Here is a 17500-nt window from a genome sequence, read left to right on the forward strand (position 1 = left end):
GCAGACAAACCATGAGGCAATCGGTCATCGGGACGGGGCGGGACGGCGAAAGCTCCGCGCTGAAAAATCAAAAACCCGCCGAAGCGGGTTTTTTCTGACCTGTCCGAGTCCTTGCGAGCGCCATCCAGGGCGGGGGCCGATCATCCTGATCCTGAGCGCGTCCTGCGCTTCAGAGTGAGGCCAGAATAACCGGGGACGAAGCAGTCCCTGAATAGCGATACCCCTGCGCCGGATGTAAGCCGTGACCCTAGATCAGCTTGAGACATGACCAGAGCCGCACGCTAAAAAGGGCCTTCAGATTCGTCGAAACCCACGCCACCCCTACCGTTGCGCTGTAGGCGCGTTCGACGACCGGGCGGATCGCGCGCCAAGCGAGTCGTCTAGCGCGAACGGCGCGCAGGTCAGCCTCAGGATTGTCGCGCCGGAGCCTGTGCATGGCATCAGTGCTCGCTCATATCGAACGCCGGCCGATAGGCAGGCCTCGAATGCATGCCTCGACACAGCCTATTGGTCGTAGCCTTGACCAGCTAACGTGGCCTCGCTGCATCCAGCGCATCGGCCGGATACGGGCCACGCGATAGGGGCTTGCCCCTTCCCCCGAAACCGGCCCCTGATCAAGCCAGCCGGCGACCCTTGGGCAGGGTGCAGAAAAGCAAAAACCCGCCGAAGCGGGTTTTTTCTGACCTTTCCGAATCCGTTCGAGCGCCTTCCTGGCCATGGTCGATCGTCCTGATCCTGAGCGCATCCTGCGCTTCAGAGTGGGCATAGATTAATTACTTCAGCCCCGAAGCTGAAGCGGCGATCTGCGCAGGTTGTTGTAAGCCTTTCGCTATTGGTGAATAACCGATCGGACACCGAAGCCGTTGCGGAGCAGCCCGGCCAGATTCGACAATTGCGCTAATTGCCGCCGTTAGCACAGCAAAAAAGGCTAATTAGCGGCTATCTTTCAACGTAACACGTCGGTCAGCACGCTGATTTAGCTGTGGTCTGCCTGTAAGCAGCGGGTAGCTTCGAGAACCGCCCTATAACCCTACGTTTTACTCGAATTACTCCTTCCGGCTTTCGATCTCGCAGCTCAAGGCCTGCTTGCGGTATCGACTCGGATGCCAGTAACCCGACAGCAGTGGTAACGGTGGCCCATGCCAACCGCGGCGTCGCAGCTGCGTGGCGATCAGCGCATTCATGATCTTGTGCCCCATCAACAACACGCTGCCATGGGTTTCTGCCAGTTCAATGAGCTTGTCTGCAGCCGCACTGGCCCGTCGCTTTGATTCGCTAACCGGTTCGGTGTGACTCGCGAAACCGAGAAACCAGGCTGTCCGAAAAGTGATGCGCCAGACACGCGAAGGCATTAACGGATACGCCCAGTCGGGATAAGGCAGGTGCGCCTCGGCGAACAACGGGTCGGGCTGGTGCAGGCATTGGCAGTTCAGGTGCTCGCGCGACTCCACGCATCGCATCAGCGAGCTGCAAACCACGGTGCCTGCCGCATCGGCGAGTCGCCGCAGGGATTCGGGCCGCTCACCAGCGACGACACTGGCGGCGTTGTAACGCTCGACCCAATCCTTCATACCGGCCGGCGTGCTCCACGGGTCGGCACTGTGGTCAGGCCGCCCATGACGCACCAGGATGATCTGCATGACGGGGCTACCAGACGGGACGATTCCTATTCGAAACGTAACGGCAAAGCCGGTTCCGGGCTGTTCAAAAGATAACGGGACCGATGCGGATACGGGTGGGAAGGCCCCGGCAGAAGACCAGGGCCGGACGCCTTACTTATCGAGGGCTTCCTGTTTTTCCAGGAAATCTTCTTCGAGCATCGCATCCTTGACTGCCTGCGGTTGTTCATCAAGCAGCGGATCATTGATCTCACCACCTGAGAGCACCTTGGTATCCAGTTTGCCCATCAGGTGTTCAAGCGCATGACGCATCTTCTCGACAGCGCCATCGACCGCAAGCTGCAACGACTCGGCTTTGTGGGTGACCGACACGGCCTGATGGCCCTTAGGGCGCGCTTCTATCTGGCAGCGCTTGTCATCAGCGCCAGCCTTTTGTGCATTCTCGTCGCTGACGTGCACTTCGACGCGAGTGAGGAAATCGTCGAAGCGCTCCAGCCGCTCCTCTACGGTCGAACCGACCCATTCATGCAGCTCGACGCTGCCGGGGATGTGGTGGCTGTTGACTTGGACATGCATACGACTACTCCTGATTGATGACGTACCTACTAGGGTTCGAGGCGTCTGTACCGCCGAGGTTCAGCGGCTTCGTCTGTATGAATTGTCGCCAGACGTTGATTGGCCTCGCCTGACGCAGGTCAGTGAAGCCGCGCGCCGGGCACAGGCGTCGTCTCGCGCCCATGATCATCAGCCGCTACGCCTCTTCAACTGATGTTATTCGCCCCCGGTTCGCCTACTCGCCTGATCGGCCTGCGCACCGAGCCGCCAGCCCACCGCGCCCCATACCGCCGCACTCACCGCGCCGACCAGGGCAACCAGCCAGACACCGTAGCCGAGGCTGTCGAGAAGGGCTTTGGCCCAACCGCTCAGAGCATCACCACCGCGATAAACCACCGTATCGATGAAATTCTTCGCCTTGTATTTGCTCTCGGCATCCAGCGGTGCGAAAAGCATCTCCCGACCCGGGCGGACAAAGGCATATTCGCCGACGCGACGCACGATCATCACCGCCGCCAGCACAGCAAAGCTCGGCGCTAGCGCCAGTCCGATGAAACCCAGGCAGACCAGCGCCGGTACCGCAGTGAGTAGCACTCTGACCCCTAGTCGCTGGGCGATGCGCCCGGTAATGAACAGCTGCGACAGCAACGCGCCAGCCTGCACCACGAAGTCGATTGCGCCGAAGACTCGCACCTGCTCGGCGCGGTCGGGAAACAGCTCGGCTACCAACCGCGCCTGCTCGAAATAGAGGAACGTACTGGCGGTGGTCAGCAGCAGCACGAAAGCTGCAATGCCCAGCAGGTAGCCCGAACCGAGCACCCTTGTCAGGCCACTGAACGGATTGCCCGCCACCGGCCGCTTTGGACTCTCGGCATGCTCCGCGCCGGGCCTGCCCGCGCCCAACACCTCGCGCCAATCCATCAGGTAATGCTTGACCGCCACCGCAGCCGCCAGCAACAGCGCGGCCAACAGCATCAGCCCAAACTGGCCAAGCACGCCCACCAGCAGGGCGCTCATGGCAGGCCCGACCAGCCCGCCGACACTGGCACCAGCGGCGATGAAGGCGAACAGCCGGCGCGCCTGAGGCGCGTCGAACACATCGGCCATCAGGCTCCAGGCCACCGACACCACGAACAGGTTATAGACCGAGATCCACACGTAGAACACCCGTGCCAGCCAGACGCTGTCGTCGAGCAGGAAGAACAGCGTGGCGAACAGCAACAGGTTGCTGCAGAAGAAGCCGTACACCCAGTCGATGTAATGGATGCGCGCCACCCGCGAGTTGAGCCAGGCGAACAGCGGCACGGCCAACAGCATGGCGAAAAACGTCGCGGTGAACAGCCATTGCAGGTTGTCGACGCCACCCTGAATCCCCATGGACTCACGAATCGGTCGCAGCATGAAGTAGCCGGAGAACAGGCAGAAGAAAAGGCCGAACCCAGCCAATGCCGCACCCAGCTCACCGGGACGGGCATTGATTGTAACTGCGGCGCGCGCAGCGAGCGGCTTCATTAACCGGCCTCCGCTGAAGCCTCTCCAACCCTCCTCATTGAAAGGCTTCGACGATCATTGCTCGCTGACGGGCGTCCGGTAACCGGCCCTGCCCGGCCATGATGTTGTCGGCCATGTAACCCGGATTGGAAGTGGCGGGAATCACCGTGGTTACCGCCGGCTCAGCGAGAATGAACTTGAGCAACAGCTGTGCCCAGGAACTGGCATCGACCTCCGTCGCCCAGGTCGGCAGTGGCTTGCCCTTGACCCGCGAGAGCAGGTTGCCGCGGGTAAAAGGCCGGTTGATCAGTGTGGCGATGCCGTTATCAGCGCAATACGGCAGCAATCGCTTTTCGGCGTTGCGCTCGCTGACCGAATAGTTGAACTGAACGAAGTCGACCGGCTCCTGCTTGAGCACCTCGAGCAACCGATCATGGGCGGATTCGACATAGTGCGTCACGCCGATATAACGGATGCGCCCCTGTTCCTTGAGCTCGCGCAACAGGCCCAGTTGGGTGCGCGTGTCCTGCAGATTGTGCACTTGAATCAGGTCGATGATGTCGGTCTGCAGCGTCTCGAAACTCTTCTCGATCTGTGCCAGGCCATGCGCACGGCCAGTGGCGGAGACCTTGGTGGCGAGGAAAACCTGACCACGCACGTCACGACGCTGGATCAGCTCGCCCACCACGCGATCGGCATTGCCGTAGCTCGGCGCGGTATCGATCACCTTTGCGCCACCTTCGACGAAGACTCGCAGCACATCCAGCAAGGCCTGCATGTCAGGACCGTCGACGCGGATGTCATGCGTACGCGAGGTGCCCAGCCCGATCACCGGAAGCAATTCGCCGGAGGCAGGGATCGCCCGCACTCGCAACGCTTCGGCGGCTCTTCCCAGCAAGGGCAACAGCGGCCCGAGAGTGGCAACAGTGGCTAACAGGGCGGAACGATGGAGCAGCTGACGGCGAGTCTGCATGAGTAGGTCTCCGGGTCGGGCGGTGGCGGCGACGTTTGAGTATGGTCGACGCCGCACGACGCACCGGTAGATCCGATGACCAGAGCTTTTCTGTATGTGACAGCGCAGTGAGAGCAGACCGCCCAAGATGCGCAGCTTTCAAGGACAGGCAGCCATCGGCTCGGCCGCACAGTAGTGGCATTATGCTTTCATTTAAGTTCTACTTCGCCGCGCCAAACTGGCAAGCATCGGCTCAGCTCGACCCATAAGCTGCGGCTTGCTTCCTATCGAGAGAACGATGCACCCAACCCCTTCACGCCTCAGCGGGCAACCGACCAGCGCAGCGCCATTGAAACAGCGCCGCAGAAGACAGCGCCTGATCAGCCTGGCCTATGCCCTGGGGCTGCTGCTGGTGTTTCTGCTCAGTCTGTTGCTGTTACCAGACGACGCCGGGCTGGGCAAGCTGCTCTGGGGCGCACGCGGTCCCGGCTAGCCGATCGCCACGAACCACGGGAGCGGTCAGACCTGGAAACGTCCCACCAGAGCAGCCAGACTCTGAGACAGCCCCGACAATTGCTGACTGGCCTGCATGCTTTTCGATGAATTGGCGGCCGCATCATCGGATAGATCTCGGATATCGCTGATGTTGCGGGCAATCTCCTCGGTGACGCTGCTCTGCTCCTCACAGGCCGTGGCAATCTGCGCCGCCATGTCATTGATGCGCTGAACCGACTGCGTCGTATCCGCCAGCACCTGATCGACGCCCGATGCCCGCTCGACACTGTCACGTGCCTTATCACTGCCGATTTGCATGGCTTGCACTGCCTTGCTGACACCACTTTGCAGGCGCTCGATACGTGCCTGGATATCCTTGGTTGAATCCTGAGTACGGCCCGCCAACGCTCGCACCTCGTCCGCCACCACGGCGAAACCACGACCCTGCTCGCCGGCACGGGCGGCCTCGATGGCGGCATTCAGCGCCAGCAGGTTGGTCTGCTCGGCAATACCGCGAATCACTTCAAGCACCGCACCGATGCTGGCGGTCTCTTCAGCCAGTGCCTCAATGGTTTTCGAGGTGCTTTCCACATCCTGAGCCAGCTGACGGATCGACTGGACGGTACTGCTGACCACGGCAGCGCCCTGGCTTGATTGTTGTTGCGCGTCGCGTGCCGCATCCGAGGCGTTCTGTGCATTCAGCGCGACCTCGTGCACCGCAGCGCTCATTTCCGTGGCAGCCGTGCTGACCTGGTCCACGGCGGCGTGCTCGCTGTTGATCAATTGATCATTGGTCGCCGCCATCCGCGCCATGTCACGTGCAGCCGTATCGACTTCTGCAGTCACCCGACCGACTTCGGCGATCAGTGGTTGCAGCCTGTCGAGAAAGCGATTGAACGCATTACCGAGCTGGCCCAGCTCGTCAGCCGAGCGAACGTCCAGGCGGGCACGCAGATCGCCGTCGCCCTCAGCGATCTGCTGAACGCGATCGAGCAGCCGACGCAGCGGCTTGAGCACCACCAGCGGCAGGCCGAGCACCAGCAGTACGCAGCCCAGCAAACCGATCACCAGCAGCGTGCCCTGTTGCGCCTCGGTGCTGGCGCCCTCGGCGATCGCCGCCGCGCCAATGGCATGGGCAGCCTCGTCCTCCAGATTACCGAGCTGATCGATGGCGTCGCGCATGCTGTCGAAACGTGCCTCGCTGTCGCCGAAGCTCAACGTGCTGGCTGCCTGCGGGTCGAGGTCGATCTGCTCGATGACCCGCTGCGATACCGCCGACCATTGGGCGAACCCGCGGTTGAATTGCTCGACCAGCGCCATGGCCTCAGGCCCCGGCTGCATGGCCGCGTATTTCTGCACCCGGTCGTAGGCCTGCTGAAGATTTTCCGCGTGGCTGGCCTTGAGTGCATCGAGGTGATCCCCCGCATCGCTGTCGAGCAGGCTGCGCTCAGCGACGAAGGCTTGGTAGAGGTCGCGGTCGGCATTGAGCAGCAGGCTGATGGCAGGCAGATGCCGCGACGCGAGCCGCTCGCTGGAATCGGCGACGCGCTCGATGCCGCGTATGCCAAAGACACCCATCAGCACCAGCAGGATGGCGAGCGCCGCGATGGGCAGGGTGATTTTCCAGCGGAATCCGAGATCGACGAACAGGCGGGGCATAACAGTGCTCCTTGGCAGGCTTATCCATGGCTATCGGCCGCAATGGGTGCGGCAACAGGTCACCCGTCGACCATTGCACAGCGACCGCTGCGTTCCGTTGAGTCAGATCAACCCGCTCGGTAGACGGCGCGGCAAGGCCGGACCGGGCCAGCGAGACGTACCGGTACTTTCGGATGAATGCCAAGGTTGCATGGCGATCTTTTCCCCTGCGACCGATAACGTGTCGGACGGCGATAGCGCCGAGCGGTCTGCAGGCGACCCTGCCGAAGCCGACAACCAAGACAACCGATCAGCGTTTCGACCGGTACGGGAGCGGGCCGCTGTTCCGCTTCGTCCTACCAAGCGCGAGTAATGTCCATGTTTACGCTCTCCCGATTCAAGCCAGGCCACACGCAAACCAACGGCACGGCGAGCCTGCTCTGCTCGGCTCAGCAGCTCTCACAGCAGCTCGCCGCCCTGCACTTCAACCCGACCTACATTGCTGGCTTCGTCTCGCCCCATGTGAATCTGGATGAGGTGGCTCGGCAGGTATCGCAGCGCTTTCCGAACGCAACGATCAGCTTGTGTACCACGGCGGGCGAGCTGTCCAGCGAGGGCCAGCGGCTCTACTGTGCCACCGGCGCGCAGTGGGATCGGGTGGTGTTGCAACTGTTCGATGCCAGCATCATTGCCGCTGCCGAGATCGTCCGCGTGCCGCTGGAGTGCGAGGACATCCGCGGCGGGGGCCAGCGCCTGCCGATGGCTGAACGCATCGCGCGCCTCACGGCGACGATCAAACGCCTGCAGGTGTCGATGAAGATTGATTACCGCGACACCCTGGCCAATATCTTCTTCGATGGCCTTTCCGCCTCGGAGTCGTTTTTCATGGAGGCGCTGTACGAGTCCGGGCGCTTTCCCTGCCTGTTCGTCGGCGGCTCGGCCGGTGGCAAGCTGGATTTCAAGACGACCCAATTGCATGACGGCAAGCGCAGCTACCAGAACCACGCGCTGATCGTCTTCCTCAAGTGCGCGCGAGACGTGCGCTTCGGCGTGTTCAAGAGCCAAAACTTCGAGCCCACCCCACTCAGCCTGAGCGTACTCAGCGCCTCCCTGGAAGACCGCTACATCAGCCAGGTGGTCGACGCTCGCGGCAACATCCGTACCATGGTCCAGGCGCTGTGCGAGGCGCTCAAGTGTGCGCCGCAGGAGCTCGAGCAGCGACTGTCTGACTACTCCTTCGCCATCCGCGTCGGCGAGGAAGTGTTCGTTCGCTCGATCTCGCAAATCGACTTTGCCAACGAGCGCGTGCACCTGTTCTGCGATGTGGCGCCCGGTGAAGAGCTGATCATGGTCAAGCGCACGCCGTTGGCCGAGGCTACCCGCCGCGACTATCAGCAGTTCATGCGCAACAAACCTGGCAAGCCACTGGTGGGCATCCTCAACGACTGCATTCTGCGCCGGTTGAATAACGAACAGGCCCTGGGCGGCATGGACCCGGTGTTCGATGGTGTTCCCGTGGCAGGCTATTCCACATTCGGCGAAATCCTCGGGCTTAACCTGAACCAGACACTGACTGCGGTGTTCTTTTTCCGCACCAACGGCAAAGACGAATTCCACGATGAATACACCGATAACTTCATCGCCTATCACGGTGAGTTCAAGGCGTTTTTCCTGCGGCGGCAGATCAAAAAGCTCACTGGCCTGAGCCAGGTGGTGGTCAAGCAGATCGAGCAGTTCAAGCGCCAGGACTACAGCAGCGCAGTGGACGTCGGTGGGCTGGATGAGCACATACGCCCGGTGTTTCGCGGGCTGGCTGATCTGGGCCAGGTCCTGTCCCAGGCCGACGAGCAGCGCCGGTCCATTTCCGATCAAGTCAGCCAGTGCGCCACCGAACTGCATGGTTCCATGGACGACCTGACGCTGAACATCAACCAGCAGGGCGCGGTAATCGAACAGGCCGGCAGCTCGGTCAAGCAGATGGTCAAGCAGGCTGACGAGGTGGTCGGCAGCGCGCGGGAGCTGGCGCAGTCCAGCCAGCGCATCCAATCAGTGGTGCAGACCATTCAGCAAATCGCCGGGCAGACCAACCTGCTGGCGCTCAACGCGGCGATCGAGGCAGCGCGCGCCGGCGAGCAAGGCCGCGGGTTCGCGGTGGTGGCCGACGAGGTACGCAAGCTGGCCGAGATCACCGGCAAGAACGCCGAGGAAATCGGCACCGACATCGACCGGCTGGCCAGCGAGATTCGCGCGGTGGCGCAACACATCGAGACGCAGTCGGCAGGTGTCGGTTCGCTGACCGGCCTGCTGGATGCACTGGAAAACTCCAGCAACCTCACCGCCGGCACATCGCGCCAGACCAAGGGCGTCGCCGACATGCTGATTGGCCTGACCGCGCGCTGAGGCGCTTCGCCGATGGCCAGGGTCTGTTGACGTTTTGTCGCGAGCCGCGTTGCTGCGTCAAATGGCGCCAGGCCGGGCGGCGCTCCGCAAGGCGCGGGACGCAGGTAATGGTTGTTCCCTTGCCAAGCCCCGCAACGCCGCGTGGCGCCATTTGCCGCGCAACCCTTCGGGCCGGGCCTGTTTTTTGCGCGATGCGGCGTTATTCGTCGTTCATTTGGAACAACCAAACGTCCCTCCTCATGTCTTGCCTCGCGCAAAAACAGGCTCCGGCGCGGCCGCGAACGAAACGTCAACAGACCCTAGCGCGTCAGGTACGCGCGAACCTCAGCGTAGGGATAGGCCTCCAGCGAAGCGAAACCGGGGATTTGCCGCGCCTTGAGCTTGGTGAACACCGGCACGTTGATGCCACAGAGAAAGCGCGTCAGGCATTCGGCGCTGGGCTCGTGGTCCTTGAGCTGCCCGTAGCGCTGGCTGAAATCGGCGCAGCGGGCATCGACATCCATCTCGCCCAGCGGCGCCAATGGCGGCGGTTCCGGTAGTTGCGCAACCTGCCCGCGGCAAACCGAGCAGTGTCCGCAGCGTTGCGGCGCCAGGTCATCGCCGAAGTAAACGGCCAACCGATGGCTCAAGCACTCGTGTGATTCGAACAGCGCCAGCATGTTATCGATACGGGTGATTTCGCTTCCTTCGTGGAGCCTGAAGTAGGCATGCAACTCGGTACTCAGGGATTGGGCATCGAACGTCGGATCGAGCAGCGCATAGACGTCGGTCATCTGCTTGCTCTCCAGCTCGATCCAGCCCTTTTCCTGGAAGTACTCCAGCGCCTTGACCACCCGCCCACGGTCTGCACCGTGCTGCTGGTAGAGCGCATCGAAATCCAGCGTGCACCAGGTCCGCGCCCGTGCCGAGCTGTGCACGATGGCCTCGACGAACTGCCGCCGCTCGCCCTCGAATTTCGCCACAAAGGCTTCAGGTTCGAGCAGGTACTTGAAGCGATACTCGGCGAAATAAGCGAAACGCGGCGCGATGATGCCGCGCAGCTCCAGCTGGACCAGCAGGGTTTTCAGCGGCAACTGGCGGATGTTGCTCTGGTCCGACAGCTGGTTGAGCATCAGCTCCCACTGCCCGCCCGCGCCGGATTGCAACAGCTCGTCGAGCACGCAGCGGATGCCCTCACGCTCCGGCGTGTCGCCATAGACGAAGTTCTGCAGCACGCTGAGGCTGTCGCGATTGGCCAGCACCAGGCAGTCCGATGGCTTGCCATCGCGGCCGGCACGGCCGATTTCCTGGCTGTAGTTCTCCACCGACTTGGGCAAGTCGTAGTGCACCACGTTGCGGATATCCGCCTTGTCGATGCCCATGCCGAAGGCAATGGTGGCGACGATGCAATTCAGCTCGCCAGCCATGAAGCGCCGCTGGATCGACTCGCGTGCCTCGTGCGCCATACCGGCGTGATAGGCGCTGGCCGGAAAGCCTCGTTGCGCCAGATGCTCGGCGACCTGCTCCGCGGTCTTCTGCTGGGTGACGTAGACGATGGTCGGCTGCCCAGCCTTGTCCTTTAGCCATTCCACTAGCCGGCGCTGCTTGTTGAAGCCGCTGACCGGTTCGACCAGCAGATTGAGATTGGGCCGGTAAAAACCGGTCGTCACCACGTCGTCCGCGGCAATCGAGAATTTGGCCTGCATGTCGGCGATCACCGGCGGCGTCGCCGTCGCGGTCAGCAGCAGCACCTGGGGAATATTGAACTGGCGCTGATAGTCGGGAAGCTTGAGGTAATCCGGACGGAAGTTGTGCCCCCACTCGGAAATGCAGTGCGCTTCATCAACGACCAGCAGAGAGATCGGCACCTGGCTGATGAAGTTACGGAAACGCTCGTTCTTCAACCGCTCCACCGAAATCATCAGGATCTTCAGTTCACCGGACTTGGCCCGCGTCATGGTTTCGCTGGCCTGCTCGCGGCTTTGCGCCGAATCGATGCTGGCTGCCGCGATACCGTGCCGATGCAGGAACGCCAGCTGATCTTGCATCAGCGCCAAAAGTGGCGAAACCACCAAGGTCAGATGCGGCAGCAATAGCGCTGGCAACTGGTAGCACAGGGATTTTCCCGACCCGGTGGGAAAGATGGCGGCCGCTGAGCGCCCGGCCACCACGGCGCGAATGGCCTGATCCTGGCCGGGACGAAAGTCGTCGTAGCCGAATGTCTGTTTAAGCGTCTGTTCGATCATGCTGAGTCACTCCTTTGACTGGAGGCCGGAGGGTAGCAAAAGGAGGGAGACGGTACTGCAAAGCGGCGGGAGGGTAACGGTCAGCCGTCTGGAAAGCGCATCGAGCCGGCCCTACGAGGTGGGCAGAACAGACAACAAGCGAAACGGCCAGGTTTTTCGGTCAATCGGCTGGATTGGAATCGGCAATTATCGTTAGCAAGCTAGCAAATTTACGATGGCCGGGCTCCTGAAGAACAAGCATAAGCGCCGCCGGATCAGGTGATCCCGCCCGCGAACAGGAACGGACCTATGGACCAGATACAGGATTTCCTGCCATGCGCGTTACCCTTGCTACTGCTGCCCTACTCCTCTCGGCCGCCTCGCTTGCCCATGCCAACAGCGGCGAACCCGAACCTTACACCTACGGCACCCGACTCGATATTGCCTCGGTGCTGTCCATCAAGATCGAGCCGACACCCTATTGCGAGGTGACAGATGCCGTCATGACCTATCGGGATTCTGCCGGACAAGTCCGTAGGCTCGCCTACCGAACGCTTGCCGACAGCTGCAAGAACCAGAACTGACCAGCTACAGTTCCGAACTGGCAGACGCCGATCCGCCTTCAGGCTGATCGGCGCGCTTCGCAACCGGCGCAAGCTGATCCGAGACGATCAGAAACGATCGCGGATAACCACCTCTTCAAGCGGCAGTTTGCCAATACGTGGCTTAGAATCGGCAGCCCGCTTGCCCACCGCGACCATCATCGCGATCACATGGTTGTCCGGCAGGTTGATCAGATTAGCCACGGCGTCGAAGTCGAAGCCATCCATCGGGCAGGAATCCAGGCCCTTTCCACGTGCAGCAAGCATCAGCGTTTGGGCCATCAGGCCGCAGCTGCGCATGGCTTCGTCACGCTGTACTTGGGGCTTGTCACGGTAGTAGTTGTCGATGGCGCCTGCCATGTAGTCCTGCACTTCGGCAGGAGCACCGTCCCAGACGCGGCGGACATTCTTTTCCCAACTATCGACCTGAGCGCAGACCACCACCAGCATCGAGGCATCGGTCATCTGCGCCTGGTTCCAGCCCACCTCGCGAATCTGCACGCGCAGTTGCGGATCACTCACCTCAACGAAGCGCACGTGCTGCAGGTTGAAGGCGGACGGGGCTAGGAGTGCCAGTTGCAGCAGCTCGTCCTTTTCTTCACGGCTGAGCTCAAAGCTGGCGTCATAGGCCTTGACGGCGCGGCGGGTCTGGATGGCTTCTTCGATCTGCATGGTGTGGCTCCAATAGGGTTTAAACGTGGCCGTAATGCTATGCGCCAACATGCATCGAATCCATCCATGTTGGTTGATGGAAGTTATCAACCGAACCGATGAAGGGTTCGGGTAATGCCTCGCGGTTAGGGGCCGCCGCGTTCGCAGCCAACGCTGCCGAGGGCGACTGGCCATACCGAACTGACAGAAAGACGACCACGAAAAAGCCGCCCGAAGGCGGCTTTTTCGTGGCTTGGCGCTACAGCTTAGAGCTGCGGGCCAGCGGCCTTGATGGCATCGGAGACGTCGAACTTCTTGAAGTTCTCGACGAACTTGTTCGCCAGCTCCTTCGCGGCCTCGTCGTAGGCGTTGGCATCGGACCAGGTGTTGCGTGGGTTAAGCAGCTGGGTGTCGACACCGGCGACGGCCTTCGGCACGTCGAGGTTGATGATCGGCAGATGCTCGGTTTCGGCACCAACCAACGCACCGCTCTGGATCGCAGCGATTACGGCACGAGTGGTTGGAATGTTGAAACGCTTGCCGACGCCGTAGCCACCACCGGTCCAGCCAGTGTTGACCAGATAGACCTTGGAGCCGAACGCCTGGATGCGCTTGATCAGCAGCTCGGCATACACGCCGGCCGGACGCGGGAAGAACGGCGCGCCGAAGCAGGTGGAGAAGGTCGACTTGATGCCGCTGCCCGAACCCATTTCGGTGGAACCCACCAGCGCGGTGTAGCCGGACAGGAAGTGGTAAGCCGCCTGCTCTTCATTGAGAATCGACACCGGAGGCAGAACACCGGTCAGGTCGCAGGTCAGGAAGATCACCGCGTTCGGCTCTCCGCCAAGGTTCTTCTCAGAACGCTTCTCGACGTATTCCAACGGGTAGGCGGCGCGGCTGTTCTGGGTCAGGCTGTCATCGGTGTAGTCAGCGGCGCGCTCGTCGTTCAGCACGACGTTTTCCAGCACGGTGCCGAACTGGATGGCTTTCCAGATGACCGGCTCGTTCTTCTCGGAGAGGTCGATGCACTTGGCGTAGCAGCCACCTTCGATGTTGAACACCACACCGGTGCCCCAGCCGTGCTCGTCATCGCCGATCAGGTAGCGCGACTCGTCTGCCGAGAGGGTGGTCTTGCCGGTGCCGGACAAACCGAAGAACAGGGTGACGTCACCGTTTTCGCCAATGTTGGCGGCGCAGTGCATCGGCAAAACGTCAGCTTCGGGCAGCAGGTAGTTCTGCACCGAGAACATGGCCTTCTTCATTTCACCGGCGTAGCGCATGCCAGCGATCAGGACCTTCTTCTGGGCGAAGTTGATGATCACGCAACCGTCGGAGTTGGTCCCATCACGCTCGGGGGAGCATTCGAAGTTGGCGACGTTGAGGACCTGCCACTCATCCTTGCCGGCCGGGTTGTACTGCTCGGGATTGATGAAGAGCTGGCGACCGAAAAGATTCTGCCACGCGGTTGCAGTGGACATCTTGACCGGCAGGTAGTGACCTTCGGAAGAGCCTACATGGACGTGGGAAACGAAATGATCCTGAGCCTTGTTGAAGGCTTCGACGCGGTCCCACAGGGCGTCGAACTTTTCGGCGGGGAACGGACGGTTAATCGGCCCCCAAGCGATGGAGCCCTGGGTGCTGGGCTCTTCCACAATAAAGCGATCAGCTGGCGATCGACCGGTCCGGTGGCCGGTTTTCACGACGAGCGCGCCATTGGCGGCCAATTCACCTTCACCGCGCTTGATGGCTTGTTCAACCAGTTGAGCGGTGCTGATATCGATGTACACGGCGTTAGTGGCTTGCGTCATGAGTTTCCCGTCGGCCTTGGGCCGATTCCTCCATGCTGTTGTAGCCCACGGTACAGTGGACTACACCGAAAAAAAGTGCGCGCGATTATGACAGAAATGACGCTGCGCTGGGTATGAGGGCGTAATGGCGAAAAGGTTCTACGCCCCCTCCCCTTTTAATGTCGGGTGCCGGAAGGACCTTCCGTTCCTGCACCTGCAAACAGCTGGGCGATGTCGGCTGCATCGAAGCGATAGCTGTGGTTGCAGAACTGACAATCGATGGTGATCGCCCCGCCTTGCTCGGCCAGCAACAGCTCTGCATCCTGTTGGCCGAGGCTGATCACGGCGTTCGCAGAGCGCTCGCGCGAGCAGCTGCAGCGGAACACGATCGAGCGTGGCTCGAACAGGCGAACCTGCTCTTCGTGATAGAGGCGATGCAGTACCGTCTGGGTGTCGAGGCCGAGCAATTCCTCGGCTGACAGCGTATCGGCCAGGGTGCGCAGATGCTGCCAGCTGGCTTCACGCTCCTCGCCGTCGCGGATGCGATCGGCCGGCAGCTGTTGCAACAACATGCCGCAGGCACGACGGCTGTCAGCAGCGAGCCAGAAGCGCGTCGGCAACTGCTCGGAGGAGGCGAAATAGTTGGACAGGCTATCGGCCAGGGTCACACCGTCCAGCGCAACGATGCCCTGATAACGCTGCCCCTTGGTTGGGTCGATGGTCATCGCCAGGACGCCATCGGGCATCAGCTGCGAAAAGGTCGCGCCTGGGGACAGCAGCGACTCGTCATAGCGGGCGATGCCTCGCACTTCGCGGTCGCTGGAGCATTCGACCATCAGCAGCGGCACTGCGCCGGACGATCGCGCCTGCAGAACCATCAGACCATCAAATTTCAGAGTGCCGACTAGCAATGCCGCTGCCGCCAGCAATTCGCCCAGTAACTGAGCGACCGGCTCCGGGTAACTGTGCTTGGCCAGCACCTCGGCATAGCTGCGTTCAAGCCCGACCCACTCGCCGCGCACGTCGGTGTCATCAAAAAGGAAACGCTGGGTGTAATCGGAATCGAGCATGGGCATGGCCTGAGCAGGTTGGCGATCAGGACGGTTGAACGACGCGAGAAGCTGCGCGCCTCTGCGTATCAGCCCGTGCCTGAGAGAAGGGACCGCATTCTAAGGTGAAAGTGGCGACCGTCCAACCGCCGCCCTCACCCTGCGTCGGAGCGAAAGCGCTGCAAGGCACGGCGCTGCTTCTTGCTCGGCTTGCCATCGGTTTCGACGCCCAGCGTGCCGGCCTTGCGCATGGCTGCAGCATTTTCCCGCCGTGACAGGCTTTCGGCGGTTTCCGCATACAGTAGCTGTGCTTCCGGCGCGCCCTTGCGTACCGCCGACAGCGCCTGGATAACCACGGTGCGCTCATCGGAACCGGCACGAATGACCAGCTCTTCGCCAATCTTAGGCTCCTTGCCAGGCTTGCACCGCTCGCCGCGACAATGCACCTTGCCGCCCTCGATGGCCGCTTTCGCCAACGCCCGCGTCTTGAAGAAGCGCGCGGCCCATAACCACTTGTCCAACCTGACTTTGCCGTCGTCTTTCTCGTTCATCGGTCAACTCTGTTTATCGTTACGTTGTCATAGGGTCATAAGACGGGTGCGGTTGTCATTCGCCCTGTCTAGAATGCGCGGAAATCTACTGGGTACGCTTTTTGAACAATTCCGACCTCCAGACAATCATCGGTTTGCGCGAATGGATCGCCTTGCCCGAGCTCGGCGTGGTCGGTCTTCGCGCGAAAATCGACACCGGCGCCAGCACGTCGGCTCTGCACGCGACGGACATCAGTGAATTCGAGCGCGGCGGTAAGCGCTGGGTTCGATTCACGGCCCATCTGGGCACTCTGGTGCAGCGCCGCCATCGCTGCGAGGCGCCACTGGTCACACGCAAAACAATAAAGAGCTCCAACGGACACGTGCAAACTCGCTACGTGGTCCGAACGCTGCTCGCGCTGGGCGATCATCTCTGGCCCGTGGAATTTACCCTTACCTGCCGCAAGACCATGCGATATCGCCTCCTGCTCGGGTCAAAAGCCCTGATGGACGGCAAATGGCTGGTCGACCCTGCACGCACTTACGTGCAGGAAAAACCCCAGACCCTTACCTCTCCCGGTGCCCAATGAAAATCGCCGTGCTGTCGCGCAACCCTCGTTTATATTCGACCCGCCGCTTGGTGGAGGCCGGCCAGCAACGCGGCCATGAGGTCGTAGTAATCGATACCTTGCGCGCGTACATGAACATCGCCAGCCACAAGCCTCAAATCCACTACCGCGGTCGCCCACTCGAGGGGTTTGACGCGGTGATCCCGCGGATCGGCGCCTCGGTCACTTTTTATGGCTGCGCCGTGCTGCGCCAGTTCGAGATGCAGGGTGTTTTCCCGCTCAACGAATCGGTGGCGATCGCTCGCTCACGTGACAAGTTGCGCTCGCTGCAGCTTCTGTCTCGCCGTGGCATCGGCCTTCCGGTGACCGGCTTTGCCCACTCGCCAGATGACATTGCCGACCTGATCCAGATGGTCAACGGTGCACCACTCGTGATCAAGGTTCTGGAGGGCACCCAGGGAATCGGCGTGGTCATGTGTGAAACCGCCACGGCTGCCGAATCGGTGATCGAGGCCTTCATGGGCCTGAAGCAGGACATCATGGTCCAGGAGTACATCAAGGAAGCCGGCGGCGCGGACATCCGCTGCTTTGTCGTCGGTGACAAGGTCATCGCCGCCATGAAGCGCCAGGCCAAGCCTGGAGAATTCCGCTCCAACCTGCACCGCGGCGGAACCGCCAGCCTGATCAAGATAACCCCGGAAGAGCGGATGACCGCGATCCGCGCGGCCAAGGTAATGGGCCTGAGCGTGGCGGGCGTCGACATCCTGCGCTCCAACCATGGTCCGCTGGTGATGGAGGTGAACTCATCTCCAGGCCTCGCCGGGATCGAGGAAACCACTGGCAAGGACGTCGCGGGGCTGATCATCCAGTATCTGGAAAAGAACGCCGGCCCGCATCTGACGAGGACGAAGGGAAAGGGCTAAGCGAACGCTGGAAACCGGGAATCGCAGCTTCCACG

The 17500-nt window shown here is 61.5% G+C and carries 14 protein-coding genes and 3 pseudogenes; 6 read left to right on the forward strand and 11 right to left on the reverse strand.

What is annotated here, in order from left to right; genetic code table 11:
* Positions 1-1046: 1046 nt before the first annotated feature.
* The 4 genes from ACQKEK_RS09010 to ACQKEK_RS09025 all read right to left on the reverse strand — a co-directional run bounded on the left by ACQKEK_RS09010 (position 1047) and on the right by ACQKEK_RS09025 (position 4638).
* Positions 1047-1640: a histidine phosphatase family protein gene (locus ACQKEK_RS09010; RefSeq protein WP_499142132.1), complete on the reverse strand. Its 594-nt coding sequence runs from the start codon at positions 1638-1640 to the stop codon at positions 1047-1049.
* 132 nt (positions 1641-1772) lie between these two features.
* On the reverse strand, positions 1773-2195 hold the full coding sequence (locus tag ACQKEK_RS09015) for an HPF/RaiA family ribosome-associated protein (protein ID WP_499142134.1): 423 nt from the start codon (positions 2193-2195) through the stop codon (positions 1773-1775).
* Between the two features lie 195 nt (positions 2196-2390).
* A complete protein-coding gene (locus ACQKEK_RS09020; RefSeq protein ID WP_499142136.1) occupies positions 2391-3686 on the reverse strand; it encodes an NTP/NDP exchange transporter in 1296 nt (431 codons plus the stop codon).
* Between the two features lie 34 nt (positions 3687-3720).
* Positions 3721-4638 carry an aldo/keto reductase gene (locus ACQKEK_RS09025; RefSeq protein WP_499142138.1) on the reverse strand — a complete coding sequence of 306 codons (918 nt, stop codon included), beginning with the start codon at positions 4636-4638 and terminating at the stop codon, positions 3721-3723.
* 277 nt (positions 4639-4915) lie between these two features.
* Here ACQKEK_RS09025 and ACQKEK_RS09030 point away from each other — a divergent pair, with 277 nt between their 5' ends.
* Positions 4916-5110, forward strand: coding sequence for a hypothetical protein (locus ACQKEK_RS09030; protein WP_128119842.1), 195 nt, complete (start codon positions 4916-4918; stop codon positions 5108-5110).
* 26 nt (positions 5111-5136) lie between these two features.
* Here the strand turns inward: ACQKEK_RS09030 and ACQKEK_RS09035 are convergent, their stop codons facing one another.
* Positions 5137-5925 carry a methyl-accepting chemotaxis protein gene (locus tag ACQKEK_RS09035; protein ID WP_499142251.1) on the reverse strand — a complete coding sequence of 263 codons (789 nt, stop codon included), beginning with the start codon at positions 5923-5925 and terminating at the stop codon, positions 5137-5139.
* A 69-nt stretch (positions 5926-5994) separates the two neighbouring features.
* Positions 5995-6771 (reverse strand): annotated as a pseudogene (locus tag ACQKEK_RS09040) (MCP four helix bundle domain-containing protein); the annotation flags it as partial.
* A 357-nt stretch (positions 6772-7128) separates the two neighbouring features.
* Between ACQKEK_RS09040 and ACQKEK_RS09045 the strand changes: the two are divergent.
* Both ACQKEK_RS09045 and ACQKEK_RS09050 read left to right on the forward strand, forming a co-directional pair.
* A pseudogene (locus ACQKEK_RS09045) lies at positions 7129-8283 on the forward strand (FIST signal transduction protein); the annotation flags it as partial.
* Between the two features lie 492 nt (positions 8284-8775).
* Positions 8776-9150, forward strand: a pseudogene (locus tag ACQKEK_RS09050) (methyl-accepting chemotaxis protein); the annotation flags it as partial.
* A gap of 299 nt (positions 9151-9449) precedes the next feature.
* Here ACQKEK_RS09050 and ACQKEK_RS09055 read toward each other — a convergent pair.
* Positions 9450-11375: a RecQ family ATP-dependent DNA helicase gene (locus ACQKEK_RS09055; protein WP_499142140.1), complete on the reverse strand. Its 1926-nt coding sequence runs from the start codon at positions 11373-11375 to the stop codon at positions 9450-9452.
* 314 nt (positions 11376-11689) lie between these two features.
* On the opposite strand from ACQKEK_RS09055, the gene ACQKEK_RS09060 reads away from it, so the two are divergent.
* Positions 11690-11938, forward strand: coding sequence for a DUF2790 domain-containing protein (locus ACQKEK_RS09060; protein WP_499142141.1), 249 nt, complete (start codon positions 11690-11692; stop codon positions 11936-11938).
* An 87-nt stretch (positions 11939-12025) separates the two neighbouring features.
* Here ACQKEK_RS09060 and ACQKEK_RS09065 read toward each other — a convergent pair whose 3' ends face one another.
* The 4 genes from ACQKEK_RS09065 to ACQKEK_RS09080 all read right to left on the reverse strand — a co-directional run bounded on the left by ACQKEK_RS09065 (position 12026) and on the right by ACQKEK_RS09080 (position 15994).
* Entirely contained in the window at positions 12026-12628 is a 603-nt protein-coding gene (locus ACQKEK_RS09065; RefSeq protein ID WP_499142143.1) for a nitroreductase family protein, read from the reverse strand.
* 245 nt (positions 12629-12873) lie between these two features.
* Positions 12874-14415: a phosphoenolpyruvate carboxykinase gene (locus tag ACQKEK_RS09070; RefSeq protein ID WP_499142145.1), complete on the reverse strand. Its 1542-nt coding sequence runs from the start codon at positions 14413-14415 to the stop codon at positions 12874-12876.
* A 155-nt stretch (positions 14416-14570) separates the two neighbouring features.
* On the reverse strand, positions 14571-15464 hold the full coding sequence (gene hslO, locus ACQKEK_RS09075) for an Hsp33 family molecular chaperone HslO (RefSeq protein ID WP_499142146.1): 894 nt from the start codon (positions 15462-15464) through the stop codon (positions 14571-14573).
* 134 nt (positions 15465-15598) lie between these two features.
* Complete coding sequence (locus tag ACQKEK_RS09080) at positions 15599-15994, reverse strand: RNA-binding S4 domain-containing protein (RefSeq protein WP_499142148.1); 396 nt, start codon at positions 15992-15994, stop codon at positions 15599-15601.
* A gap of 101 nt (positions 15995-16095) precedes the next feature.
* On the opposite strand from ACQKEK_RS09080, the gene rimB reads away from it, so the two are divergent.
* Together rimB and rimK are read left to right on the forward strand one after the other, a co-directional pair.
* Positions 16096-16563 (forward strand): retropepsin-like aspartic endopeptidase RimB, encoded by a 468-nt coding sequence (gene rimB / locus ACQKEK_RS09085; RefSeq protein ID WP_122163300.1) that lies wholly within the window; start codon positions 16096-16098, stop codon positions 16561-16563.
* A complete protein-coding gene (rimK, locus tag ACQKEK_RS09090; RefSeq protein ID WP_019340871.1) occupies positions 16560-17465 on the forward strand; it encodes a 30S ribosomal protein S6--L-glutamate ligase in 906 nt (301 codons plus the stop codon). Before rimB ends, rimK begins: the two co-directional genes overlap by 4 nt.
* The last annotated feature ends 35 nt before the right edge of the window (positions 17466-17500 follow it).

The sequence above is a fragment of the Pseudomonas sp. NPDC077408 genome (assembly GCF_050269105.1).
In the GTDB taxonomy this organism is placed as follows: Bacteria; Pseudomonadota; Gammaproteobacteria; order Pseudomonadales; family Pseudomonadaceae; genus Stutzerimonas.